The organism is Pseudomonas sp. PIC25 (genome assembly GCF_002286785.1).
GTDB lineage: Bacteria > Pseudomonadota > Gammaproteobacteria > Pseudomonadales > Pseudomonadaceae > Pseudomonas_M.
Genome location: NZ_MUJY01000154.1, coordinates 134,670 through 160,056, shown reverse-complemented (window position 1 = coordinate 160,056; position 25,387 = coordinate 134,670). Strand labels below are relative to the sequence as shown.

General features: G+C 65.0%; 23 protein-coding genes. 14 read left to right on the top strand and 9 right to left on the bottom strand.

What is annotated here, in order from left to right:
• The 6 genes from BZL41_RS19840 to BZL41_RS19815 all read left to right on the top strand — a co-directional run bounded on the left by BZL41_RS19840 (position 1) and on the right by BZL41_RS19815 (position 7,738).
• A complete protein-coding gene (locus BZL41_RS19840) occupies positions 1-1,452 on the top strand; it encodes an alginate O-acetyltransferase (protein ID WP_095600890.1) in 1,452 nt (483 codons plus the stop codon).
• Positions 1,453-1,459: 7 nt separating this feature from the next.
• Positions 1,460-2,557 carry a mannuronate-specific alginate lyase gene (locus BZL41_RS19835; protein WP_095600889.1) on the top strand — a complete coding sequence of 366 codons (1,098 nt, stop codon included), beginning with the start codon at positions 1,460-1,462 and terminating at the stop codon, positions 2,555-2,557.
• Between the two features lie 222 nt (positions 2,558-2,779).
• The gene (locus tag BZL41_RS19830) at positions 2,780-4,321 is read left to right on the top strand and encodes an MBOAT family protein (RefSeq protein WP_095600888.1); all 1,542 of its coding nucleotides are present in this window, start codon (positions 2,780-2,782) and stop codon (positions 4,319-4,321) included.
• Between the two features lie 12 nt (positions 4,322-4,333).
• Positions 4,334-5,491: an alginate O-acetyltransferase gene (locus BZL41_RS19825; protein ID WP_095600887.1), complete on the top strand. Its 1,158-nt coding sequence runs from the start codon at positions 4,334-4,336 to the stop codon at positions 5,489-5,491.
• Positions 5,492-5,540: 49 nt separating this feature from the next.
• A complete protein-coding gene (locus tag BZL41_RS19820; RefSeq protein WP_095600886.1) occupies positions 5,541-6,188 on the top strand; it encodes an alginate O-acetyltransferase AlgF in 648 nt (215 codons plus the stop codon).
• Positions 6,189-6,289: 101 nt separating this feature from the next.
• A complete protein-coding gene (locus tag BZL41_RS19815) occupies positions 6,290-7,738 on the top strand; it encodes a mannose-1-phosphate guanylyltransferase/mannose-6-phosphate isomerase (protein WP_095600885.1) in 1,449 nt (482 codons plus the stop codon).
• A gap of 94 nt (positions 7,739-7,832) precedes the next feature.
• Here the strand turns inward: BZL41_RS19815 and BZL41_RS19810 are convergent, their stop codons facing one another.
• Both BZL41_RS19810 and BZL41_RS19805 read right to left on the bottom strand, forming a co-directional pair.
• Positions 7,833-8,753 carry a YopT-type cysteine protease domain-containing protein gene (locus tag BZL41_RS19810; protein ID WP_095600884.1) on the bottom strand — a complete coding sequence of 307 codons (921 nt, stop codon included), beginning with the start codon at positions 8,751-8,753 and terminating at the stop codon, positions 7,833-7,835.
• 61 nt (positions 8,754-8,814) lie between these two features.
• Positions 8,815-9,456, bottom strand: coding sequence for a hypothetical protein (locus tag BZL41_RS19805; protein ID WP_095600883.1), 642 nt, complete (start codon positions 9,454-9,456; stop codon positions 8,815-8,817).
• Positions 9,457-9,636: 180 nt separating this feature from the next.
• Between BZL41_RS19805 and BZL41_RS19800 the strand changes: the two genes are divergently transcribed.
• The 4 genes from BZL41_RS19800 to BZL41_RS19785 all read left to right on the top strand — a co-directional run bounded on the left by BZL41_RS19800 (position 9,637) and on the right by BZL41_RS19785 (position 12,777).
• Positions 9,637-10,101: a multidrug transporter gene (locus tag BZL41_RS19800; protein ID WP_095600882.1), complete on the top strand. Its 465-nt coding sequence runs from the start codon at positions 9,637-9,639 to the stop codon at positions 10,099-10,101.
• 80 nt (positions 10,102-10,181) lie between these two features.
• Positions 10,182-11,009 (top strand): SDR family oxidoreductase, encoded by an 828-nt coding sequence (locus BZL41_RS19795; protein ID WP_095600881.1) that lies wholly within the window; start codon positions 10,182-10,184, stop codon positions 11,007-11,009.
• Positions 10,943-12,361, top strand: coding sequence for a hypothetical protein (locus BZL41_RS19790; protein ID WP_143518127.1), 1,419 nt, complete (start codon positions 10,943-10,945; stop codon positions 12,359-12,361). The genes BZL41_RS19795 and BZL41_RS19790 overlap by 67 nt, the downstream gene beginning before the upstream one ends.
• Before the next feature lie 20 nt (positions 12,362-12,381).
• On the top strand, positions 12,382-12,777 hold the full coding sequence (locus BZL41_RS19785; protein WP_095600879.1) for a hypothetical protein: 396 nt from the start codon (positions 12,382-12,384) through the stop codon (positions 12,775-12,777).
• 361 nt (positions 12,778-13,138) lie between these two features.
• Here the strand turns inward: BZL41_RS19785 and BZL41_RS19780 are convergent, their stop codons facing one another.
• Positions 13,139-13,453 carry an antibiotic biosynthesis monooxygenase gene (locus BZL41_RS19780; protein ID WP_095600878.1) on the bottom strand — a complete coding sequence of 105 codons (315 nt, stop codon included), beginning with the start codon at positions 13,451-13,453 and terminating at the stop codon, positions 13,139-13,141.
• A gap of 95 nt (positions 13,454-13,548) precedes the next feature.
• On the opposite strand from BZL41_RS19780, the gene BZL41_RS19775 reads away from it, so the two are divergent.
• A complete protein-coding gene (locus BZL41_RS19775; RefSeq protein ID WP_095600877.1) occupies positions 13,549-14,127 on the top strand; it encodes an HD family hydrolase in 579 nt (192 codons plus the stop codon).
• Here BZL41_RS19775 and BZL41_RS19770 read toward each other — a convergent pair whose 3' ends face one another.
• Positions 14,128-15,024 (bottom strand): DMT family transporter, encoded by an 897-nt coding sequence (locus BZL41_RS19770; RefSeq protein WP_095600876.1) that lies wholly within the window; start codon positions 15,022-15,024, stop codon positions 14,128-14,130.
• Between the two features lie 139 nt (positions 15,025-15,163).
• On the opposite strand from BZL41_RS19770, the gene BZL41_RS19765 reads away from it, so the two are divergent.
• Both BZL41_RS19765 and BZL41_RS19760 read left to right on the top strand, forming a co-directional pair.
• Positions 15,164-16,039 (top strand): helix-turn-helix domain-containing protein, encoded by an 876-nt coding sequence (locus BZL41_RS19765; protein WP_095600875.1) that lies wholly within the window; start codon positions 15,164-15,166, stop codon positions 16,037-16,039.
• Positions 16,040-16,193: 154 nt separating this feature from the next.
• Positions 16,194-18,809 carry a DEAD/DEAH box helicase gene (locus tag BZL41_RS19760; protein ID WP_095600874.1) on the top strand — a complete coding sequence of 872 codons (2,616 nt, stop codon included), beginning with the start codon at positions 16,194-16,196 and terminating at the stop codon, positions 18,807-18,809.
• Between the two features lie 9 nt (positions 18,810-18,818).
• Here the strand turns inward: BZL41_RS19760 and BZL41_RS19755 are convergent, their stop codons facing one another.
• The 3 genes from BZL41_RS19755 to BZL41_RS19745 are packed head-to-tail and all read right to left on the bottom strand — an operon-like array spanning position 18,819 to position 20,967.
• Entirely contained in the window at positions 18,819-19,145 is a 327-nt protein-coding gene (locus BZL41_RS19755) for a DUF3325 domain-containing protein (RefSeq protein WP_095600873.1), read from the bottom strand.
• Entirely contained in the window at positions 19,145-20,674 is a 1,530-nt protein-coding gene (locus BZL41_RS19750; RefSeq protein ID WP_095600872.1) for a PepSY domain-containing protein, read from the bottom strand. The genes BZL41_RS19755 and BZL41_RS19750 overlap by 1 nt, the downstream gene beginning before the upstream one ends.
• Complete coding sequence (locus tag BZL41_RS19745; protein ID WP_095600871.1) at positions 20,671-20,967, bottom strand: DUF3649 domain-containing protein; 297 nt, start codon at positions 20,965-20,967, stop codon at positions 20,671-20,673. The genes BZL41_RS19750 and BZL41_RS19745 overlap by 4 nt, the downstream gene beginning before the upstream one ends.
• Before the next feature lie 302 nt (positions 20,968-21,269).
• Here BZL41_RS19745 and BZL41_RS19740 point away from each other — a divergent pair, with 302 nt between their 5' ends.
• Positions 21,270-23,633: a bifunctional diguanylate cyclase/phosphodiesterase gene (locus BZL41_RS19740; protein WP_095600870.1), complete on the top strand. Its 2,364-nt coding sequence runs from the start codon at positions 21,270-21,272 to the stop codon at positions 23,631-23,633.
• Positions 23,634-23,709: 76 nt separating this feature from the next.
• On the opposite strand, the gene BZL41_RS19735 is transcribed toward BZL41_RS19740, so the two are convergent.
• Together BZL41_RS19735 and BZL41_RS19730 are read right to left on the bottom strand one after the other, a co-directional pair.
• Positions 23,710-24,324 (bottom strand): hypothetical protein, encoded by a 615-nt coding sequence (locus tag BZL41_RS19735; protein ID WP_095600869.1) that lies wholly within the window; start codon positions 24,322-24,324, stop codon positions 23,710-23,712.
• A 94-nt stretch (positions 24,325-24,418) separates the two neighbouring features.
• The gene (locus BZL41_RS19730; RefSeq protein WP_095600868.1) at positions 24,419-25,378 is read right to left on the bottom strand and encodes a hypothetical protein; all 960 of its coding nucleotides are present in this window, start codon (positions 25,376-25,378) and stop codon (positions 24,419-24,421) included.
• Between the last annotated feature and the right edge of the window lie 9 nt (positions 25,379-25,387).

Below are 25,387 nucleotides of genomic sequence, written 5' to 3'. Positions count from 1 at the left end.
ATGAAAGTACGCGACATGAAATGGATCGGTCTCTCTTCCCTGGCCGCCGCGATCTGCCTGGCCAGCATCGGGCTGCGCGCCGAAGAGCAGAGCCAGGGACCGGTGTTCAAGGCCGAAGGCTGCTGCACCCTGTGCCCGGCGGCGCATGACGCCAGCCTGTACACCACCAATTACATGAAGAACTTCCTGACACTGATCGATGCGCAGGACGAATGGCTGTTCCGTACCCAGGAAGACCTGCGCACCGAGTTCGGCACCACGCCGGAGGGCTACCGCATGCTCAAGGAGCTGCGCGACGCCTTCAAGGCCCGCGGCATCGAAGTGGTGCTGGTCTACCAGCCCACCCGCGGCCTGGTGAACCGCGACAAGCTGCGCCCGGAAGACAAGGCCCGCTTCGACTATGACCGTGCGCTGAAGAACTACCGCGCGGCTCTGGACCGCTTCCGCGAGATCGGTTTCTGGGTGCCCGACCTCTCGCCGCTGACCGACGAACAGGCGGACAACGAGCGCGCCTTCTATTTCGCCCGCGACCAGCACTGGACGCCCTACGGTGCCGAGCGTACCGCGCGCGTCGTGGCCGAGACGGTCAAGCAGATTCCCGGCTACGACGACCTGCCGAAGAAGGAATTCGTCAGCCGCAAGATCGGCCGCATGGGCAAGCGCGGCACCATGCAGAACGTCGCCGGCCAGTTGTGCGGCACCAGCTATGCCATCCAGTACATGGACCAGTTCGCCACCGAGCCCAAGGACGAGAGCAGCAGCGACGATCTGTTCGGCGATTCATCGAACCCGCAGATCGCGCTGGTCGGCACCAGCCATAGCGGCAAGAACTACAACTTCGCCGGCTTCCTCGAAGAGAACATCGGCTCCGAAATCCTCAACGTCGCCTTCCCCGGCGGCGGTCTGGAAGGCTCGATGATCGAGTACCTGGGCAGCCAGGAATTCCATGACAACCCGCCCAAAGTCCTGATCTGGGAATTCTCCCCGCTCTACGACCTGGCTTCGAAGAAGATCCACCGGCAGATGATGGCCGTGCTGGAAGACGGCTGCGACCAGAAGGACGTGCTGCTGGCCAGCAAGACCAAGCTGCGCCCCGGCGCCAACGAAGTGCTGGTCAACGGCAAGAACAATTCGCTGGTAACGCTGCCGAACAAGAGCCACTTGATGGATATCCGCTTCAGCGATCCGTCGGTGAAGACCCTCGAGGCCACCCTCTGGTACCTCAGCGGACGCCGCGAGAAGCTGAAGATCGAAAAACCCAACACCTACGACACCGATGGCCGCTTCGCCTTCGAGATGCGCGACGACGAGGACTGGGGCGACATGGACTTCTTCGCCCTCGAAATCCAGTCGCCGGAAGGCATGACGGAGCCGGTTGAAGTCGAGACCCGGGTCTGCAAGCGCGGCCCCGGTCCGAACAAGCTCACCGCCCAGAACGGGGCGGGCTCCTGAGGTGCCTATGCCGACGTTCAAGCTGACCACCCTGTCCTGCCTGCTCGGCGCCCTGCTGCTGGCCGACGCCGCGCAGGCCGCCCTGCGGCCGCCGCTGGGCTACTACGCGCCGGTGGAAACCCGCAAGGGTGAACCCGACGCCTGCCCGGCTGCTCCCACGCCGTACACCGGCAAACTGGAATTCACCAGCAAGTACCAGGGATCGGACAAAGCGCGCGCCACGCTGAACGTCGCGGCGGAAAAGACCTTCCGCAGCCAGACCGAAGACATCACCGCGCTGGAGAAGGATTTCAACAAGCTGGTCATGCACTACATGCGCGACGGCCACCCGCAGCAGCTCGACTGCGCGCTGCAGTGGCTCACCACCTGGGCCAAGGCCGATGCGCTGCTCTCCACCGAGTTCAACCACACCGGCAAGTCCATGCGCAAATGGGCGCTGGGCAGCCTGTCGGGCGCCTACCTGCGGCTGAAGTTCTCCGATTCGCGTCCGCTGCAACCCTACGGCGAGCAGACCCGGGTCATCGAATCCTGGTTCGGCAAGCTGGCCGACCAGGTGGTGCGCGACTGGAGCGGCCTGCCGCTGAAGAAGATCAACAACCACTCGTACTGGGCCGCCTGGTCGGTGATGGCCACCGCCGTGGCGATCGACCGCCGCGACCTGTTCGACTGGTCCGTACAGCAGTTCCGCGTCGCCGCCAACCAGGTCGACGACAAGGGCTACCTGCCCAACGAACTGAAACGCGAACAGCGTGCGCTGGCCTACCACAACTACAGCCTGCCGCCGCTGGCGATGATCGCCGCCTTCGCCCAGGTGAACGGCGTCGACCTGCGCAACGAGAACAACGGCGCGCTGCGGCGCCTGGCCGAGCGGGTGCTGGCCGGCGTCGACGATCCCGACCAGTTCGCCGAGAAGACGCGCAAGAAGCAGGACATGGAAGACCTGAAGAAGGACGCCAAGTACTCCTGGCTGGAACCCTACTGCGCGCTCTACAGCTGCTCCCCCTCCGTCCTCGCCTGGAAGGAATCGATGGAGCCGTTCAAGACATTCCGCCTGGGGGGCGACGTGACCCGGGTGTTCAACCGCCGGACAGAGGAGAAGTCGTAGCGCCGGTAGGGCGAAGGATACGCAGATCAAACGCGCCGCAGGCGCACCGGGGCAGGCAGGCCAACAGAGCCGCCGCCCCGCCCGAGCCTCCCGCGAGAGGCAGGGATGTCCGAACCGCGCGTCAGACGCGGTCGGGCCGAAACGAGTTTTTTGCGTTACCGGGGGAGGGAAATGGCCGGGTCCGTAGGACCTGAATCGAGTGCTTTTAGCGAGACACGGTTAATGGTCTTCTCTTCGAACGTTTTCCTGTTTCTGTTTCTGCCGGTGTTTCTCAGTCTCTATTATCTGAGCGCACCGCGTTACCGGAACCTGTTGATCCTGATTGGCAGCTACGCCTTCTACGCCTGGTGGCGAGTCGACTTCCTGCTGCTGTTCGTCGCCGTCACCCTGTGGAACTACGTGTTCGGCCTGCGCATCCACCGCGCCGGCACCCGCAGCAAGGACGCCCAGCGCTGGGTGCTCTGGGGCGTCGTCGGCAACCTCGCCACCCTGGGCTACTTCAAGTACGCCAACTTCGGCGTGGCCAACATCAACGCGGTGCTCCAGGCAGCCGGGATAGAGCCGTTCGTGCTCACCCAGGTGATCCTGCCGATCGGCATCTCGTTCTACATCTTCCAATCGATCAGCTACCTGATCGACGTGTACCGCGGCGATACCGAGCCGACCGAGAACGTCGTCAACTTCGCGGCGTTCATCGCCCTGTTCCCGCAACTGATCGCCGGCCCGGTGCTGCGCTACAAGGACTTGGCCGACCAGTTCATCAGCCGCACCCACAGCGTGGACAAGTTCTCCGAAGGGGCCACCCGCTTCATGCAGGGCTTCGTCAAGAAAGTGTTCATCGCCGACACCCTGGCGCCGCTGGTGGACCACTGCTTCGCCTTGCAGAACCCGAGCACAGGCGATGCCTGGCTGGGCATGCTGGCCTACACCGCGCAGCTCTACTTCGACTTCTCCGGCTACAGCGACATGGCCATCGGCCTCGGCCTGATGATGGGCTTCCGCTTCATGGAGAACTTCAACCAGCCGTACATCAGCCAGTCCATCACCGAGTTCTGGCGGCGCTGGCACATCAGCCTGTCCACCTGGCTGCGCGACTACCTGTACGTGCCCCTGGGCGGTAACCGCCACGGCACCTTCAAGACCTACCGCAACCTGTTCCTGACCATGCTGCTGGGTGGTTTCTGGCACGGCGCCAACTGGACCTTCATCATCTGGGGCGCCTGGCACGGCACCTGGCTGGCGATCGAGCGCGCCCTCGGCGTCAACGCCGCGCCCAAGGTGATCAACCCGCTGAAATGGGCCTTCACCTTCTTCCTGGTGATGCTGGGCTGGGTGATCTTCCGCGCTGAGAACGTGCACGTCGCCTGGCGCATGTATGAAGCCATGTTCAGTTTCGATGGCTGGCAGCTCTCCGAGCTGGGCCGCGCCAACCTGACCGAACTGCAGGTCGCCACCCTGGTGGTCGCCTACGTCACCCTCGCCTTCTGCGGCCTGCGCCAGTTCTACCGCAACCCGCTGTCGCCGAAAGCGCCGAAGACCGACGCCGACGGCCCGGCCAGCGACCAGCCGCGCATGATCAAGGCGGTCCCCGGCGATGCCGCGAGCTTCGAGGTGACCCCGTCCGGCATGCTGGTGCAGCGTCCGTCCTGGACAGCCGCCCTGCCGCGCTATTTTGTGCGCGCCGCAATCCTCCTGCTGTTCTGTGCCTCGGTGTTGAAGCTGTCGGCGCAGAGCTATTCCCCCTTCCTCTACTTCCAGTTCTGAGCGAGGCCAACCATGACTCGTCAGTTACGCAAACTCTACGTCGCGCTCTTCCTGGCCGTACTCGCGCTGCTCTTTGTCTGGTCGGCGCGCAACCTGCTGAGCGTCACCCTGCCGCCAGACACCAGCGTGCTCGACGGCAAGTGGGCGAAAGCGGTGGAAAGCCACTACGACAAGGAATTCCCGGTCAAGCGCCTGGGCACCAACGTCTGGGCCGCGCTGGATTACCTGCTGTTCGGCGAAGGCCGTCCCGGTGTGATCGTCGGCCGCAACGACTGGCTGTTCAGCGATGAAGAGTTCAAGCCGGTGGTCAATGGCGAACAGAACATCGCGGACAACCTGGCCCTGGTCCGCGGCGTGCGCGACCAGCTCGCCCGGCAGAACATCAAGCTGGTACTGGCCATAGTGCCGGCCAAGAGCCGCCTGTACCCGGAATACCTCGACGAAACCCAGCCGGTCGCCATGCGCACCCGGCTTTACGAGGACTTCCACGCCGCCGCCGAGCGCGCCGGGATTCTCGCCCCCGACCTGCTGAAGCCGCTGGAGCAGGCCAAGAGCAACGGCGAAGTGTTCCTGCGCACCGATACCCACTGGACCCCGATGGGCGCCGAAGTGGTCGCCCAGACCCTCGGCCGCACCATTCGCGGCGATGCCCTGCTGAGCAGCGAACCGCAGCAGTTCGTCACCGAAACCGGGGAGATCAAGCCGCACAAGGGCGACCTGCTCAACTTCCTGCCGCTCGATCCGTTGTTCAGCGACCTGCTGCCGCCCGCGGACAAGCTCCAGCAGCGCAGCACCCACCCGGCCAACGACGGCGAAGCCGGCGGCGACGCCCTGTTCGCCGACACCGAAGTGCCGGTCGCCCTGGTGGGCACCAGCTACAGCGCCAACGAGCGCTGGAACTTCCCCGGCGCCCTGCGCCAGTCCCTGGCCAGCGACCTGGTCAACCACGCCGAGGATGGCCGTGGCCCGCTGTTGCCGATGCTCAAGTTCCTGCAGAGCGAGGAATTCAAATCCGCGCCGCCGCAGGTGGTGGTTTGGGAATTCCCCGAGCGCTACCTGCCGATGCAGAACGACCTGAGCGATTTCGACCCGTCCTGGATTGCCGAGCTGAAGAAAGCCGGCACTGCAGAGAGCCTGGCCAGTACGGCCGGAAAAACCGCTACGCCCTGATGGGGCTGAAGCTCTACATCACAAAAGTCCCTCATGGAGGTATTACAGAATGACTCGACTGACTAAAACCCCGCGCTGGATCGCCCACACCTGTGCCCTGGTATTCGGCCTCCTGGCCATCCAGGCCCATGCCGGCGATGGTGCCCTGTACGGCCCCGTGGCACCGAAGGGCTCGACCTTCATCCGCCTCTACAACGCCACCAACCAGGAAGTCAGCGCGACTGTCGGCACGGTCAAGATGAACGACATCGCCCCGCTCGGCAGCAGCGACTTCGGCTTCATGCCCAAGGGCAACTACACCGCCCAGGTCGGCTCCCAGAGCCTGCCGGTGACCCTGGAGAGCGACCACTACTACACCCTGGTCCATCTGCCCAACGGCGCACCCAAGCTGGTGGAAGAACCACCGTTCAAGAACAAGCAGAAGGCCCTGGTCCGCGTGCAGAACCTGACCGACAGCCCGCTGACGCTGAAGACCGCCGACGGCAAGACCGAAGTGGTCAAGACCGTCGCGCCGTCGGCCCACGGCGACCGCGAAATCAACCCGGTCAAGGTCAGCCTCGCCCTGTTCGATGGCGACCGCAAGGTCGGCGACCTCAAGCCGGTCACCTTGACCCGTGGCGAAACCGTGTGCCTCTTCGTCACCGGTTCGAACGGCAACTACTCCCCTGTCTGGGTCACCCGCCCGGTCAGTGATTGAGCAACCGTGCCGCGCCGTACCGGGCGCGGCACACCGCACGGAGGCTCCGTGCATGGACAAGCATAAGAAAAGACAACCTTAGGTATTCCAGGAGAGAAACTATGATTCCGGTAATCTTGTCAGGTGGTAGCGGCTCCCGTCTCTGGCCCCTGTCGCGCAAGCTGTTCCCCAAGCAGTTCCTTGCGTTGACCGGCGAAGAGACCCTGTTCCAACAGACCCTGCAGCGCCTCTCCTTCGAGGGCATGCAGGCCCCTCTCGTGGTGTGCAACCAGGAGCATCGTTTTATCGTCAAGGAGCAGCTTTCCGCGCTGAACCTTAACGTCCAGGGCATGCTGTTCGAACCCTTCGGCCGCAATACCGCGCCGGCCGTGGCCATCGCCGCCATGAAGCTGGTCGCCGAAGGCCGCGACGAACTGCTGCTGGTCCTCCCGGCCGACCACGTACTGGAAGACCAGAAGTCCTTCCAGCGCGCCCTGGCTGTCGCCGCCACCGCTGCCGAGCGTGGCGAAATGGTGCTGTTCGGCATCCCCGCCCTGCGCCCGGAAACCGGCTACGGCTACATCAAGTGCGACCTGAGCGAGCGCGACGGTCTGCCGGAAGGCGTCAACCGCGTCATGCAGTTCGTCGAGAAGCCGGACGAGCAGCGCGCCAAGGCCTTCGTCGAATCCGGCGATTACTTCTGGAACAGCGGCATGTTCCTGTTCCGCGCCAGTCGCTTCCTCGAAGAACTGAAGAAGTACGACGCCGATATCTACGACACCTGCATGCTCGCCCTGGAGCGCAGCAAGGTGGAAGGCGACGAAGTGAAGATCGACCCGGCCACCTTCGCCTGCTGCCCGGACAACTCCATCGACTACGCCGTGATGGAAAAGACCGAGCACGCCTGCGTGGTGCCGCTGTCCGCCGGCTGGAACGACGTCGGCAGTTGGTCCTCGATCTGGGACGTGCACGACAAGGACGAAGACGGCAACGTAGTCAAGGGCGACGTGGTGCTGCATAACACCCGCAACAGCCTGGTCCACGGCAACGGCAAGCTGGTCACCGTGCTCGGTCTGGAAGACGTAGTAGTGGTCGAGACCAAGGACGCCATGATGGTCGCTCACAAGGACCACGTGCAGGACGTCAAGAAACTGGTCAAGACCCTGGACGAGAAAGAGCGTCCGGAAACCCAGAACCACTGCGCCGTCTACCGCCCCTGGGGCTCCTACGACTCGGTGGACATGGGCGGCCGCTTCCAGGTCAAGCACATCACCGTGAAGCCGGGCGCCAGCCTGTCGCTGCAGATGCACCACCATCGCGCCGAACACTGGATCGTGGTGTCCGGCACCGCCCAGGTGACCTGCAACGACAAGACCTTCCTGCTCACCGAGAACCAGTCGACCTACATCCCGATCACCGCGGTACACCGCCTGGCCAATCCGGGCAAGATCCCGCTGGAAATCATCGAGGTGCAGTCCGGCAGCTACCTGGGCGAGGACGACATCGAGCGCCTGGAAGACGTCTACGGCCGTACCGACGCGGGCGTCAAGACCAAGACCATCGCCGGCTGACCGATCCCCTGCCCTCTTCGCGAAGAGGGCGTCAGCCAACCTTCAGGGTGCGCCGAGGCGCACCCTTTTTTATGGACGTGGATTTCGTCTCCTGTCAGGACCGGCTCGTAGATGCCTGCGACAGGCCCAAGGTGTGCAACGGTCGGACGCCCTCCTGGCGAGCGGGTAGCTGCAACTCGGCGGCCATCAGAAAACGAGGCGTACGTCGATGCTTGTCGTTCCATAGGTCATCTCCGGCCTCGAGCATCGAATGGATGAGGAGGTACATGTTCAGTTTGTTGTCATGCGTACTACTGATGACACCACAGTTGGGATCGAAGAAATGCAGTTGCCGGTCCTGGTCTTTGAACAGCGCCAGAGCGTGACGATCGGTCATCAGCAGAAGGCAGCGTGGCTGCGCGTCGTCCCCCAACAGGGCATCCAATCGCTCGGCAAACGGCTTTTCCAGGCGGCACGCTATGCGATGCACGGTTTGCTTGGAGTCGACTGCCACACACTCCAATCCCGCCAATGCTGCGCAGCGCTCGACGTCCTTATCCAACCCTCCGGGATGACGCAATTGCTCGATGGACTGCAACGCCAGGCTACGCAGGAAAAGACTGTTGTCTTTCCATTGAGGCAGCTCGGTGAAGAATGCTTTGTCGGTTTTTCCCTGCAAGCGTTGTTGGCACCAGGACAAGGAGAGGCCAAAACACAGTCCGCTTTCGGGTTTATCCATGGCGGCCTTGATTTCAGGGCTTTTCTTGAACAGCACCTTCTTGAATTCGTACTGGTCGAACGGATGGGTGAAACTGCATTTGGCCATGGCGACCAGATCGGACCACGCGCTATTACGCCCCGTCATTTCGCGACGCAGGGATGCAGAAAACCGCTCGAGCGATCCTGGCGATACTTCGCGAAGATCTGGAGCCGTTGGTTCTTGATCGCTCCCATGGATCGAGAACTGCTTCTCCGCTGCTGACCCGGCCGGCTCAGAGATATGGGTTCGGTGATAGAGGGCAAGAGGTGAAATCATGGGCTGGCGCCTTCAACAAAGAGAACGCCCGGAAAGACGGGCACTCCCTTTGAGTGGCGTCTTATCGAATCGTGGTTCCGCCAATGAACTTGGTCAGGGCAATCAACAGTTGGGACTTCTTTGTGCCGTCGCCCTCGGCTTCCCGCCGCACCTTCAGCCGGCGCGCCGTAGCCCAGGCACGGAACGCCGGGCTGCGGCGTTCCGCCTTGGTCGTCAGCACATTGGGATCGCTGCGATCGACGCCGAGCCGCTCGTTGACCGCCACTTGCAAAGCCTGCCAGTCGAACCGCACGGCATCGCCATCCGTCGGCACGATCCAGTGCCCACGCCAGTAGAGATAGCCGGACGACAACTGATGCAGGAAATCCGTGGTGTTGGCCGATACCAGGTGCAGCTCGCCGTCGCCGCCGAAGAACACGACGGGGGGGCGCCCCCGCAGGCCGGGATAGAGCCAGAGGCAGAACATCGCTCCATTGGCTCGCCGGGCGATCCGAATGAAGCGATCACCCTTCTCGCTCCAGCGCGTACTGCCCAGCAGGCGGTTCAGCTCCACCCGGGTCAGGGTTTCCGACGGTTCGCCGACATAGATATCGAGCGGTCCGCCGAGCAGGCCTTCGCGTGCCAGAGAAGCCAGCACGGCCAGGTCGGTAATGGTCTTGGGGTCGTTGAAAGTGGAATCACCTTCCCTGATGAGATCAGCCATGTGTGTCCTCGTCGCTGATTGGCGGCATGTATTTTACTAGTGATTAGTTGATTCTCTTCTCAATGGTTCACGCCCCCAGGGTGCGGCGGTTCCGGGTTTTGACATTTCGCAACGCTCGGCCCCTGTCGGGACATCCTGTAAGCTGGATCGGACCCGTCCCGACCTCGACAGGAATCGCCCATGCTGATCGGTGCCCTGCTCGTACTGACTTGGCTGGTTCTGCTGCTGCGCTACCCGGTCAAGGCCTTGCCGGTTTCCCTCGCCGCCCTGCTCGGGCTGGCGGTGCTGGCCAGTTGGGTGATCTGGCAGGAGCAACGCGAGGAGCACCGGCTGGCGCGCCTGGAGCTGCGCCTGCATTACGATCCCCGACGCTGCCCGGGAGACCGTCCGCTGAGCGTCGAGCTGAAGAACGGCAGCGATGCCGCCCTGAGCGAGCTGCGCTGGCGGGTCGCCGCCTATGCGCCGGGCGACAGCGTCAACCTCGCCGAAAACCTGTACGACAGCCCGCGCTACCGGGGCCCGGGCGAGCTGCTGCCCAACGACGCCTGGCAGGACTGCCTGCCGCTGCCGCCCCTGCGCCCCGGTTACCGCGCCAGCACCCTGGAATTCCGCGCCGAGCGTCTGCAGGGCCGGTTCACCGACTGAGTTGCCCGGCGGACGGCGAGCCCTGTAGGGTTCGATGCGCACGCCGCCCATCCGGGCGCCTCGACAAAAGGAACACAGAGATGTCATCCGTCGTGCTGATCACCGGCTGCTCCAGCGGCATCGGCCGGGCCCTCGCCGAAACCTTCCACGCCGCCGGCTACCGGGTCTGGGCCAGCGCACGCCGCGACGAAGACCTCGCCGCCCTGACCGAAGCCGGCTTCGTCGCGGTACCGCTGGACGTCAACGACGCCGAGGCGGTGACCCGGCTCGCCAAGCGGCTGGCAGAAGAAGCTGGACGCCTCGACGTGCTGATCAACAATGCCGGCTACGGTGCCATGGGCCCGTTGCTCGACGGTGGCGTCGATGCCCTGCGCCAGCAGTTCGAGACCAACGTCTTCGCCCCCATCGGCCTGACCCGCGCCTGCTTCCCGCTGCTGCGCGCCAGCGAGGGCCTGGTGGTGAATATCGGCAGCGTTTCGGGTGTGCTGGTCACGCCTTTCGCCGGCGCCTACTGCGCGTCCAAGGCCGCCGTCCATGCGCTGTCCGATGCCCTGCGCCTGGAGCTGGCACCGTTCGGCATCCAGGTGATGGAGGTCCAACCCGGCGCCATCGCCTCGCACTTCGGCGCCAACGCCAGTCGCGAAGCCGAGCGGCTGATCGACGAACATTCGCCCTGGTGGCCGATCCGCGACGGCATTCGCGCCCGCGCCAAAGCCTCGCAGGACAACCCCACCCCCGCCGACAGCTTCGCCCGCGACCTGCTCGCCGCCGTCCAGCGCCCGCGGCCTCCCCGACTGCTGCGCCTCGGCAACGGCAGCCGGGCCTTGCCGCTGCTGGCACGATGGCTGCCGAAAGGCTTGCTGGACATCGTGTTGAAGAAGCGTTTCGGCCTGGACGCTTCGCTCTGAGGAGCGGGACCGGGAACTCACCCACCTCGCCCAGCCACTCAAGGGACGACGACATCATCCCGGTGTCGCTCGTCCCTTGGCGGTTTTCCATGATCAAGAACGACCCGTCCTTTCACTTTTCCAGTGTCGACGCGATCAAGTACACCTCAGTCGACCTCCATGCATTGGCCCGCCAGGGCAAGCTCACGGTGGACGGCACCTCGTATCGGGTGCAGGTCTCCCCAACCGGCGAATTCAAGGTTCATCGCGACAATCGCCCGACCCTTTCGCCGGGGCGCTTCTTCAAGGCGGCTGGCGAAATGTTCAGCCATCGGCTGTCGGAGGGAACTCTTTCGTCGCGTAGCGAACGCATCGCCGAAGTTCTCAACAGCAAGGCATGGGGACCTGGGCACAGCGAACCGATGCCGGCCCCCGCCGGCCCGCGGAGAGCAGGCGGGCGGGCCGACAACCGCATCCATCCCGAGCCCCAGCCAACCGCCGCTCCGGCTCAGGGCAAGATTTTGCGCGCCGGCATTCTCAGCCAGATCGAACGCCTGCCCCCCACCGACTGGAAGAAACCCATCGAAGCCATGGAACGGCTGGATGCCAAGTCCCGGACATTGCCGCAGGCGCACGCCGATCAGTTGCTCGGCAAGCTGCACGACATCATGCAAACCCGCGACGCCAACAGGCGGAACCAGTTGCTGGATCGCTTCACGGCGTCCCTCGACGCGCCCGCGGCCAAGCCGCGGCCACAAACCTCGTCACCCATGGCCAGGCCAGGGGAACGTCCGCACCCCTTGCAGAACTCTCCTGCGCACACGGCGCCACGACCGGCGCCTCGGCCAAGCACGCCCACCCAACTGACCATCGATGACTTCATCCGTTTCGAGCAGGATCGGGCAGATCAATTCCACGAATATTTCGATCGGGATAAGGCTCAGGATGCGTACGATGAGTACCTGAAACGACAGTCACAGGGCCCCGAAGAAATACCGGCTTCCCGCCCGCAACGCCGTCCGCCGACAATCCGCCAGCAACCGGCCGAAGTCCAGGTGCCGCGTCGCGATATGAGTGAATTCATCCGTGACGAGCAAGCCCGTGCGGACTACCACAACGAGGTGCCGTACTCGGGTAATGCCCGCTGGGCCTACGACACCCAGCCAGGCTCGCTGGAAATGGAAAAACCGCAGCGCACGGTCGCTTCGCGCCCAACTGTCAGCAACACCCGGCAGGAGCCATCGGAACCCAAGCTGACTTTCGATGATTTCATGAAGGAAGAAGAGGACCGCGCCGCCTACCACGGTGAAACCCCCAGCGAGGCCATCGCGCAGGAGGCTTTCCGGAAGTACCAGCGCGAAGGCAACCGCTGATACCTGCCTGGAGATCGATCATGAGCGACCCGTTCATCCATCGGCTGTTCATCGAGGTCCTGCACAAAATGGACATGGACACCACCGGGCTTACAACCGCCCAGGAATACCCCCTGCTCGTCGACGAGCAGTATCCGGTGCTGCTGCGTTACGACCGTCCTTCGGAGCGCGTGCTGCTGATCGCCGGCCTGGACCCGGCCTTGGCGGACACCCCCGAAGCCCTGCCCCAGCGGATTCTGCGCGCCGCCCTCAATCCACTGCGCGGCCAAGAGCCCGGTGCAGGTCTCGATGCTGGTTCCGGCCTGTACTTCGCCTTCCTCACCCTGCCACGCCAGACCGTTACGGCGGAACAGGTGTGCCGGGAGATCGGCCGCCTGGTGGAATGGGCCAAGGCGCTGCTGGCCGGCCGCCACTGACCGCCGGCGGGCCAACGGGGCGACTCCCACGCACAATCCGGGCTTCGTGCCTGGGCAGGGAGCCCCTTGGTGAAATGCTGCTGGTCACCGCCCATCCCCTGCCGGACAGCCTGTGCAGCACCTCGCCGCCTGGCCGTCGTCACGTCCCGACGTCGCTACGCCAACGTGGCACCGCGGGCGGTCTTCCGGTCCATCGCGAATGAATTCGCCCCTTACGACGAGGTCCGGGCTTTCCTTGTAGGAGCGAGCTCTGCTCGCGAATGGGATCACATAAAAGCTTCGCCAGCAGAGCTGGCTCCTGCGAAAAGCGGGTTCGGTGTAATACGACTTGTAGAGGCTAATTCATTCGCCCAGCGGCGCATCAGCCCATCCCATACTCCCGCTCCACCTTCGCGATCCGCAGCCGGAAACCGGCGTACCACTGCGAGCGGCCGAGGCGTTGGGCTTCGCGGTGTTCGGCGTTGCGTTTCCACGCGGCGATGCTTTCCAGGTCACGCCAGTAGGAGACGGTGATGCCGATCGCCTCGCGCGCCGATTCCACGCCGAGGAACCCCGGCTGTTCGGCGGCCAGTTCGACCATGCGCCCGGCCATCTCGGCGTAACCGTTATCGCCGTCGGTGCGGGTGGAAGTGAAGATCACTGCGTAGTACGGCGGTTCGGGCGTCACGGCGAACATGGGTGCCCCCTTGGCGAAATGGACGGGTGACAGGCATTCTTCTCGGCCCTTGGCTTACCATAGGCGCCTCACTTTTCGACGCGGAGCCGATCGACATGAACAGCGAAGCATTGGACGGCATTCTCGGTTTTCTCAAGCAGGCCGAGCAATTGAAGAATGTGCTGCGCAGTTCGCACACCTCCCAGGGACGCCCGGAAAGCACCGCCGAACACAGTTGGCGGCTATGCCTGATGGCGATGATGCTGGAAGACGGCTTCCCCGAGATCGACTTCGCCAGGCTGGTGAAAATCTGCATCATCCATGACCTGGGCGAGGCCATCAGCGGCGACATCCCCGCCATTCACCAGGTCGGCCTGCCGGACAAGGCCGCCCAGGAACGCGAAGACCTGCTCACCCTGCTGCAACCTTTGCCCGACGCGCAACGGGCGAAGATCCTCGACCTCTGGGACGACTACTCCGAGGCGCGCTCGCCCGAAGCCCGGCTGGCCAAGGCGCTGGACAAGCTGGAAACCATCATGCAGCACAACCAGGGCCGCAACCCGCCGGACTTCGACTACGCCTTCAATCTCGGCTATGGCCAGCGCTACACCGGCTACAACGACCTGACCCAGCGTATCCGGGCGATCCTCGACGAAGAGACCGCGACCCACGCCCAGCGCCAAAACGCCAACTGATCAGCGCGCCGCCAGTACCGGCTGCGGCTCCCGCCGTGGCCGGAACACCAGCAGGTTGCCCAGCATCACCAGCACCAGCCCGAACAGCGCCGGCAGCGTCCACTGATAGCCTTCGGCGAAGGCCGACACGTTCAGCGCCACCACCGGGAACAGCACCGTGCAGTAGGCCGCCCGCTCGGGCCCCATCCGCCCCACCAGGGTGAGGTAGGCGGTGAAGCCAATCACCGAACCGGGAATGGCGAGATACAGCAACGAGCCGACGTAGCGCAGGCTCCCGTCGAAGGCGAACGGCGTGCCACTGAGCAGGCAGTAGCCGGTCAGCATCAGCGCCCCGTAGAACATACCCCAGGCGTTGGTGGTCAGCGGCTTGAAGCCAGCCTTCTGCTGCAGGCTGGAAAGCATATTGCCGGCGGAGAAACACAGGGTGCCGAGCAGCGCCAGGCCGAGCCCGTATAGCGTCTCGCGGCTGGCGTCGTGGCCGGCCAGTTCCGGCCAGAACAGCAGCCCCAACCCGCACAGCCCGAGCGCGCCGCCAGCCAGCACGTTGGCGGCGATTCGCTGGCCGAAGAAAATCCAGGCGTTGAGCGCGTTCCACAGGGTCGCGGTGGAGAACACCACGGCGATCAGCCCGCTGGGAATCCACTGGCTGGCACTGTAGAAACACATGAAATTGACACAGAACAGGCACAGCCCCTGGGCCAGGCAGATCCACTGGACGCGCCGGTCGAGCCGCTGCAAGCGCCCCGTCAGCAGCAGCCCGGCGAACAGCACGGCGGCGGCCAAGGCGAAGCGGTAAGCAATGGACGCCGGGATGGCGACCACCTCCAGTTGCAGGGTGATGGCGATCCAGGTGGTGCCCCAGATCAGCACAGTGAGCAGGTACAGCGACAGGTTCATGTGGACAGCTCCCGACAGGATGCCGCCAAGTCTGGGATGGCCGGAGCGAACGCCGCTTGTATGAACTTGCGCTTATTCGTCGCGACGGGCTGGCAGCGGGCGCGCCGAGGCGTAGCATGCTCGAGGTGGAGGAAAAGTCATGCCGCAGCTCGAAGACATTCAGGTATTTCAAGCCATGAGCAGCTCGCCCAACGCCCGTCTGGAGCGCTGCGCCGAGCTGGGCGACGGGCTGGCCGGCGCGCTCTGGCACAACCACCACGACGCCCGCGACTACGAAGCACCGAGCCACCACACCCTGAGCTGCTACCTGGCAGGCGGCACCGGCACCTTCCGCCGCGAGCGGCCGCAGCGCAAGGGTGCGCCGGACAAGCTCTGCGTACTGCCCGCCGGACACCAGTCGGCCTGGGTGATCAACGGCGAAATCCACCTCGCCCACCTCTACGTCAGCCCGGAGCGCTTCGCCCTCAGTGCCGTCGGCCTGCTCGACCGAGAACCCCGCGAGCTGCAACTGCGTGAGTACACCTTCCTCGACGACCCGCAACAGGCCGCGCGCTTCCGCCAGTTGATCCGCCTGAACTGGGAGGAGCCCGGCGAACGCCTGCTGACCAGCAGCCTCGCCCACGAGATGATCGACCACGCCCTGCTGACCCAGGTCGGCCTGCGCGAAGGATTGCGTCTCAAGGGCGGCCTGGCGCCGGTCATGCGACGGCGGCTGATCGAATACATCGACGCCCATCTGGCCGAGCCCCTGACCCTCGGCCATCTCGCCTCGCTCTGCGCGCTCTCGGAGTACCACTTCGCCCGCATGTTCCGCGAAAGCTTCGGCGTGTCGCCGCACCGCTACCTCCTGGCCCGGCGCCTGGAACGGGCCCGGCAACTGCTGCGGACCACCACACTGCCCCTCGGCGAAATCGCCCTGGCCTGCGGCTTCACCGACGCCAGCCATTTCAGCAACCGCTTCCGTGCCGCCCTGGGCGGCACACCGGGGCAATACCGCGCCGCATTGCGCGGCTGAGTAGCGCGTCACCCGTCCGGCGTGACCCGTCCAGCCCCTGCGGGCTGCCAAGCCCTCCGTGCTCGTGAGAGAATTCCTGGTTTCTCTTTTTCGGGCCGTGACCACAGAACATGTCGACTCTTGCCAGCCTTTCGCCTTCCGGGCGGTCCCGCTGATGCCGCAGGACCTCCGCCACCTGCGCCGCGCGGACTGGGCCCACGCGTTCAGCGAAGGCAGCCTGGCACGCGGCACGGTCTACGCCGGCCAAGGCCGCTCGACCCTGCTCAAGGCCGAAGACGGCCAGGTGCTCGCCGAGTGCCTGGGCTCGGGCGGCAGTCGCTACCGGCAGACCATTCAGGTGAAACAGGCCCGCACGGGCCAGTTGAACGTCGAGGGGCGCTGCACCTGTCCGGTGAGCTTCAATTGCAAGCATGTGGTCGCCGCCCTGCTGACCTTGGAAAAACACCCCGAACTGGCCGGCCCGCCGACCGTCGAACGCGTGGTGGACGACGTACAACCGCAGCCGCTGCTGACCCTCGGCAGCCTCGCACGCATGCAGTACGACACCCGCACCGGCAAGATGGCCGAGCGTCAGCAGCACCGCGCCGCGTTGGCCTTCCTCTATGGCGAGCGGCGGGTCTCCGGCAGGCCCGTCGAAGACATCGTGCAACTGGTCGGCCCCGGCGAGCGGCTGCGCATCCGCCGCCAGCCCAAGGCCGAAGACGCCCTGCGCCAGACCCTCGCCGGACTCGGCTTCAAGCCGCCACTGCGGCAGAGCGATGCGCTGCCGGCCCAGGCCGGCGAGATGCTGGAACTGCCGGACGACACCGCCTGGCTGGGCTTCGTCCGTGAACATCTGCCTGCGCTACGCGCCGCAGGCTGGCGGGTCGACATGCAGCCGGGCTTCCATTTCAACCTGGCCGATGTCGACGGCTGGTACGCCACCGTCGAGGAATCGCCGACCCAGGAATGGTTCGAGCTGGAGATGGGCATCGAGGTGAACGGCCAGCGCATCAGCCTGTTGCCGATCCTGCTGCATGCCATCCGCCACACGCCCTGGCTGCTCTCCCCCGAAGCCCTGGCCCGGCGACGCGACGACGAATTGCTGCTGGTCCCGCTGCCGCCGGCCCAGGGCGGGCAGCGCGTCGCCCTGCCGTTCGGCCGGCTCAAACCGCTGCTGGCGACCCTCGGCGAACTCTACTTCAAGGAGCCGGCATCCCTCGGCGAACGCCTGCGCCTGGCAACCCCGGATGCGGCGCGGCTGGCCGGCCTGGAAGCGGCGCTGCCGCTGGAATGGCAGGGCGCCGAGCGACTGCGGCGCTTTGCCGAAGGCTTGCGCGACCTGCCGCAGCGCCCCGTGGAGGCTCCCCGTGGCCTGCACGCCGAACTACGCCCCTACCAGTTGCAGGGCCTGGCCTGGATGCAGGCGCTGCGTGCCCTCGACGTCGGTGGGGTGCTGGCCGACGACATGGGCCTGGGCAAGACCCTGCAGACCCTTGCGCACATCCTCTGCGAGAAGGAAGCCGGACGGCTCACCGCACCGGCGCTGATCGTCATGCCCACCAGCCTGATCCCCAACTGGCAGGACGAAGCCGCCCGCTTCGCCCCCGACCTGCGCGTGCTGGCCCTGCACGGCCCGAAGCGCCGGGCGGATTTCGCCCGCCTCGGCGAATTCGACCTGATCCTCACCACCTACGCCCTGCTGCCCCGAGACAGCAAGGCGCACAGCGAACTGCGCTACCACCTGCTGATTCTCGACGAGGCGCAGAACATCAAGAACGCCCGCAGCAAGGCCGCGGTCGCCGCACGCGAACTGGACGCCACGCAGCGCCTGTGCCTGACCGGCACACCGCTGGAAAACCACCTGGGCGAACTCTGGTCGCTGTTCCACTTCCTCATGCCCGGCTGGCTCGGCAACGAGGAGAGCTTCCGCCAGGACTACCGCACCCCCATCGAGCGCCAGGCCGACGCCGCCCGCCTGTCCCAATTGAATGCACGGGTGCGGCCATTCCTGTTGCGCCGGACCAAGGAAGAAGTCGCCCGCGAGCTGCCACCGAAGACCGAGATCACCCAGTGGGTCGAACTGACCCAGGCCCAGCGCGACCGCTACGAGACCCTGCGCCTGGCCATGGACCGCAAGGTCCGCGACGAAATCCAGCGCCAGGGGCTGGCGCGCAGCCAGATCGTCATCCTCGAGGCCCTGCTGCGCCTGCGCCAGGCCTGCTGCGATCTGCGCCTGCTGGAGCCGGTGGACGACAAGACCTACCGCAGCGAGCACTCGGGCAAGCTGAGCGCGCTGCTGGAAATGCTCGAAGAATTGTTCGCCGAAGGGCGGCGCGTGCTGCTGTTCTCCCAGTTCACCGGCATGCTCGCGCTGATCGAGGCCGAGCTGAAACAGCGCAAGATTCCCTACGCCCTGCTCACCGGCTCGACCCGCGACCGCGGCACGCCGGTGCGGGAATTCCAGGCCGGCAAGCTGCCAATCTTCCTGATCAGCCTGAAGGCCGGGGGCGCCGGCCTCAACCTCACCGCCGCCGATACCGTGATCCACTTCGATCCCTGGTGGAACCCCGCCGCCGAAGCGCAGGCCAGCGACCGCGCCTACCGCATCGGCCAGGACAAGCCAGTGTTCGTCTACAAGCTGATCGCCCGCGGCAGCGTGGAAGAGAAAATCCAGCAGCTCCAACAGGCCAAGCGCAGCCTGGCCCAGGGCGTGCTGGCGGGCAGCGGCCAAGGCGAAACCAAGTTGAGCGAAGAAGACTTGGCGGCGCTGTTCGCGCCGCTTACCTGAACGACTGACTCAACCGAACAGCGCGAGCAGAAGACCGCCGAGCGGCAACACCCCGGCCATGGACAAGGCCCAGCGCTGGCGCCAGGCGAGCAGGCCTACCAGCAGCCAGCCGGCCACCATCAGTTGGCACAGCCAGATCACCGTGCCGATCTCGCCGCCACGCGCCGTCACGCAGAGGACCAGAGACAGCAGGATCGCTCCCACGGCGAATCCCCGCAGCGCCCGTCGACGCGCCGGGCCGGGCTCTCCACCGAGCAGCGCCTTGTGGTGACGGTTCATGGCCAGGCAGAGCGCGGTCAACGCAAGGTAGCCCAAGGCAAAACTCAACCAGAGCATCAGGCACCCTCCTCGGCCAGACGACGGGATTCGCGACGGCTGGCTTGGCGGACCTCACCCGGCTGGCGGTGACGCCAGCCCAACAGCGCACAAAACAGACCGACACCGAGCAGGCTCAGGTCGATCCCCGCCAGCGCCCAGTCTCCCCGCGCCAGGGTCGCGCCCAGATGGCCCTGGGAAGAGGTCAACGCATTCAACAGCGGCAGGCCCAGCGCCAACACCGCGCCGACGCCGTACAGATCGCGTCCCAACCGGCCGCTGCCCTGGCGCAGCACGGCCCAGAGCGCCACCAGCAGCCAGGCGCCTACGAACACCATCGCCTCGGCCCGCGAGCGTTCGGCCAGACCGGCTGGCAGCAGGCGGTTACCCCACAACAGCGCCAGGCTGGCCAACGGCAGGCCGCCGATTACCGCACCGTTGAGCGCACGCACCAGGACGATGCCATAGCCGCCGCGCGCCTCGCGTTTGGCCAGCCAGACCCGCAGCCCGCCGACCAGCATGGCGCAACCGGCCAGCCCCAGCAGCAGGTACAACAGACGCACCGGCGTACCTCCGAACTGGGCCATGTGCAGGCCGGTCAGCCAGGACTGGGCCTGGTAGCCGGCGCCATAGGGCTTCTGTTCGTGCAACAGCTCGCCGCTACTCGCGTCGTAAGAGAGCGTCCACTGGAAGTCGGTGACCCGGCTCGATACCCAATTGCGCAAGTCCACTACCGCCGCTTCGTCGTAGGGATAGTGCACGCTGATCCAGCCCGGTTCGCCGCCGCCCCAACGCTGGCGTGCATCGGCCAGCAGCGTATCGAGGGAGGTTGGCGGCCCGGCCGGACGGCCCACCTCGCCGCGCTCGAAATAGCCGGTGGACTCGCGGAACAGGGCACCGAAGTCGTCCTGGTAGGCCACCTTCAGCCCCGCCGGCATATAGAAGACGACGAAAATCACCAGCCCGGTATAGGCGATCAGCAGGTGGAAAGGCAGGCCCAGCACACCGAACAGGTTGTGTGCGTCCAGCCAGGCCCGCTGGCCATTGGCGGCCGGGCGCAGGGTGAAGAAATCCTTGAAGATGCGCCGGTGGATGATCACCCCGCTGACCAGGGCGATCAGCATCGCCATCGCGGCGATAGCGACGATGTACATGCCGGGCATGCCGGCGTGCAGCTCATAGTGCAGGGTGAAGAAGAACATGCCGCCGACGGTGTCGGTGAGCACCTCGCCGGTGGCCGCATCCAGGGCGAAACGCTGGAACTCGGCGCCCTCCTCCGGCTCCCAGCCGGCCCACCAGAACGGCTCGCGCTCGCTGGGCGGACGCATCCACCAGGCATGGGCGTTGGGCGCGCGCTCGTGCAGCCAGTCGCGCACCTGATCGGCCGTCAGGCTGGTCACGCCGGGCTGGTGCAGCGCCGGACGCATCCAGCGCTCCAGTTCCTTGTCGAAACAGGCCAGGCTGCCGGCGAAGAAAATCACGAAGAGCAACCAGGACGGCAACAACCCGCCCCAGGTGTGCAGGCCGCTCATGCTTTGCCGCAGGCTCATGGACGCACCCCGAATTCGCTGGGCAGGAAGGCCGCCAAACCAAACATCACACCGAGCCCGACGAACACCAGCCAGACCCGCAGGGCGCTGCGCGCGGCGAAGGCGTAGATGAACAGGGCAGCATAGAGAATGAAGCAGGCGAGGCCGGCGAAAATCACCCGGTCCGCCCGCGCCAGGGGCAAGTAGACGCTGAGGAAGGCAGTCGCCGCGTAGACCACGGCGTATCCCCCGAAGAGCGCGGCCAATATGCGGGCGGCCGTATCCAGTCGTGTGAGGGCGGTGCGGGTTGTCACGTGAGGTTTCCTATGCCGAAGCCCGGTCGCATGGCGCTGTCCCCTCGCCGATGCTGGCGGGGCGCCATAGGCCGAAAGCGACATAATAATGCGAATACGTTTCAATTGAGAGCGTTTTTTTGTCGCCTCGATCAGGTTGTCTCCGGCACCGCCAATCGTCAGGAATAGCCGGTAGTCGCGGCGTTCTCGTAGCGCCATGGCCTATTGCTATACTGCCTGCGAGGCTCTCCCGATGCTCTCGGAGGCCGGCCATTTGTCTTTTTCGTCGCACAGCAGTCCGGGCCGGCTGCCACGGAGGGCCGATGTTTTCGCACTTCAAGAGCCTGCGCACCCGCACGCTGTTCTATCTGTTGCTGCTGCTGTTCGTCTTCGCCCTCGCCAGCTACCTGACGACCTCGCGCCTTTTGCACAAGAGCCTGCAACAGTTCGAAGCCGCCCAGGCCCAGGCCGAGCTGGAACGCATCCGCGCGGTCCTCGCCACCGACGCCCAGGCCCTGCTCAGCAGCGGCCTCGACTACAGCCTGTGGGACGACACCTACGGCTACATGCAGGACCTCGACCCGGCGTACCTGGCGAGCAATTTCACCGCCGAATCCCTGGGCAATCTGCGCGTCGACCTGGTGGTATTCCTCGATGCCGGCGGGCATTTCCATTCCGGCGTCGACCCGCATGCCGGCACGAGCGTGTCCCGGACCCCCGCCGGCAGCACGCGGATCGATGCCATCCGTGCCGGCTATGACGCCCTGTCGCCGCACCTGCGCGACAAGGGCGGCTACCTGTTCCGCTGGCTCGGCAACGCGCCGGCCTTGCTGGTCTACAGCCCGATCCACGACAACAGCGGCCACCAGCCCCGGCGCGGCTGGCTGGTCATGGCCCGCCTGCTCCAGGGAGCCACCGATTCCGTCCTCGGCAGCCAGGCGCCGATCCCCTTCCGCCTTGAGCCGGTCGATGCCCATCGGCCCCCCGTTGCCGACGACGAACAGGCGTCCCTCACCGTCACCCAGATCCTGCAGGACTCGCAAGGCAGCAGCGACCTGCGCCTGATCGTCGAGCATCCGCCCAGCCTGCTTTCCCAGCAGCGTGCCGGCGACCTGCTGCTGCTCACCAACTCCCTGCTGATTCTGGTGCTGGCCGCGCTGGCCGCGGCGCTGCTGCTCGACCGCCTCATCCTCAAGCGCCTCAGCCACTTCTCGCACCTGGCGGAATCCCGGCGCCACGGCGAAGGACCCGCCGCCGTCTGGCCGGTGCGAGGCCGGGATGAACTGGATGTCCTGGCGCACTCCTTGAACGAACTCATGGCCGAGGTCCAGACCGCCCATGGCCACCTCTACCAAGAGGCCCGCAAGGACCCGCTGACCGGGCTCGGCAACCGCAAATTCCTCAGCGAACGCCTGCAGCTCTATCAGGCGCTGTGCAACCGCGACCCGGAACAGTCGCTGGTGTTCTATCTGATCGACCTGGACGACTTCAAACTGATCAACGACTGCCTCGGCCACGCCGCTGGCGATGCCATGCTGGACGCCATCGCCCTGCGCCTGCGCTCGCTGGTGCGCGCCAGCGACACGGCGGTGCGCATGGGCGGCGACGAGTTCGCCGTGCTCAGCCTGGTCCGCCACGGCGACCTGGGAATTGGCGCCTTCGCCGAGCGCCTGCTGGAAGAAATCAGCCTGCCGGTATTCTTCAACGGCACCCGCCTGACCATCACCGGCTCCATCGGCATCGCCCATGCCGAGCGCAACACGCCCCAGGCAGAATTGCTGCGCCACGCCGACATCGCCCTGTACGAAGCCAAGCGCCTGGGCCGCAGCCGTCAGGTGATCTTCTCCGAAGACATGCACGCCCAGGTGCAGGAACGCATGTTCCTCGAACAGCGGCTGCGCCACGCCCTGACCATGGGTCAACTGGAAGTCTGGTTCCAACCCATCATCGACAGCAGCAACGACCAGGTGGTGATGGTCGAGGCCCTGGCCCGCTGGCCCGATATCGACGGTTTCTGCTCGCCGGAGAAATTCATCCCCGTCGCCGAAGAAGCGGGACTGATCGGCGAGCTCGGCCTGTACATCGCGCGCAACGCCATCGGCTCGCTGCCGCGCCTGCGCAAGCAACTGCCCGGCCTGTCCATGAACATCAACCTGTCGGTCAAGCAATTGCTCCAGGCCGATCTGGTCGAGCAACTCTGCGAGCTGGTGGACAGCCAGGGCCTGCCCCGCCAGAGCATTCACTTCGAACTGACCGAGAGCGCCTTCGCCGACAGCCTGGAACTGTTGCAGAACCAGGTCCGGAGCCTGGTCGACGCCGGCTTCAAACTGCACCTGGACGACTTCGGCACCGGCTACTCCTCCCTGCAACGCCTGCAGCGCCTGCCGATGTCCGCGCTGAAACTGGACAAATCCTTCACCCACCTGATCGACGACGGCGACGAGCGCCTGATCAAGGTCATCCTCTCCCTCGGCGAACAACTGAACATGCACGTCATCGCCGAAGGCGTGGAAAGCCCGCATCAACGCCTACGCCTGCAAACCCTCGGTTGCTACCTGATGCAAGGCCACCTGTTCGCCGCCTCGATGCCGGAGACGCAGTTGCTGGAATGGATACAGGCGCGGGAGAAGCAGGACGAAACGCTGGCGCCGGTGATTGCACTCGTGGGGCCGCATGGGGCCGGTTGAGGTGCTTCGCCTTGTCGGATAGCCAGCGGTAGGGGTCAATTCATTTGCCCGACGAAGCCAATTCTGGCGGATACCCCTAGAGATAGAACCACCCCCGCTGGGTATCGGCGGATTCCAGCTTCCAGTAGCGCTCCAGCGCCAGGGCGCCCGGCACCACCTGTTCCGGCGTCTTCGCCGCATACTCCTGCAGGCCGGGGATGAACAACTGGTGCAGGCGACGCGCGGCGATGTCGTTGTTCGGCTCCATGCGCACGTGGCCGAGCCCATCGGACTTCGGCACCACTACGCTGTTGCCCAGCCCGCGATAAGCCAGCAGCGGCTTTTCCACCCTCACCCGCATCAGCAGCCCCATGTCGCTCCACTCCGGCGGCACGCAGCACAGGTAGCGCGCGGCCATGGCCACGTGCAGGTCATGGACCTGGGCGAAACGGGTGAGTTTTTCGAACTCCGGCTCGGCGACCCACCAACCGCCGGTGATCGCACGGGGAATCGGTGCGCTGCCGCTGGCGAAGCGATACAGCTGGGTGTTGCGGGGCAGCTCGTAGCGCTGCGGCGAAATCATCCCGCCCGTCTGCGCATGCAGCAGCACGTTGCCGCGGGTATCCGTCACGGCGTTCTCGGCGCGGGTATCCACCCCCATGGCCCAGAGGCGGCTGGTGGGCTGATGGAATTCACGATCATTGGCGAACATGGGACCTCCTTATCGAACCGTCATCCGATGGGAAACGATAGGCGCCCTTTTCGCCGGTTGCCGGTTCGCCGACGGAAGGCAGGTGAACCGTGCCTCAACGGGTAGCCTGTTCGCCCAGAACCAAGGACTTCTCAAGGCCCTGTATCCCGGAGGAAGCGATAAGAAACTGGGCGAAACGCTTCAAGATCGGGTACCCCGCAAGCGGGTCCAGATAGGCGAAAGCGCCTTGTTGATTGATCTCCAGGAAATACCAGTCGCCGCCATCGGAGCGCTTGAAATCGAAAATACCCATACGCAATCCGGCGATTTCCATGAATCGCAGCAGGGCCGAATTCATATGCTCGTCGACTCGTACCAGAACGGCCTTATTTCGGGCATCGAACCGGCTATCCAACTGATCGCTTTCATATTCGAACGGAAGAATCTCCGATCCGAAGACAGCCACTCGCAGATGTTTATTCCCCTTTACTTCCTGCTGGTAAATCAGCGGAGCATGCGCACAACCTTCCTGGGACAGCAGACGGGTCTCCAATAGAAATGTGCCGGTCGGCGCCCCACCCAACGAACGCATGGACTTGATGATCAGCGGACCATGCTGCCGCTCGAACTCGATAACGGATCGATAGTTCGACGATATCAATGTCGGCGGTATTTTCAGCCCGGATAAAGCCGCAATCTTCAATTGTGTCGCCTTGTTCTCTATCGCTGCGGCCTTATCCAGGGGATTGACCAGGACACGGCTGTTTCGCGCGATAAAGGCATCCAGCGCATCCTGGTTGGCCTGGGCAGTGTTTATCGCCCAATCGAGATCACCACGCGCCTCCGGTTTTACGTAGAGGAAGTTCTTCCGACGAACCCAGGTAACGTCATAGCCATCGCTTGCGTCTGGCGACTCGGTGGCATAGGTCAGGGACACCACGTCCTGGCATCGATCCGGGCAGATGAACGTCAGATCGACCGGATAGTTCTTCTCCAGAAGAGCTCCGATGATCTCCGCGTGTGCATCGCCCGAGAACGACACGATGCACACGCTGATGCGAGCCTCAGGCGTCAAGGCCGGTTC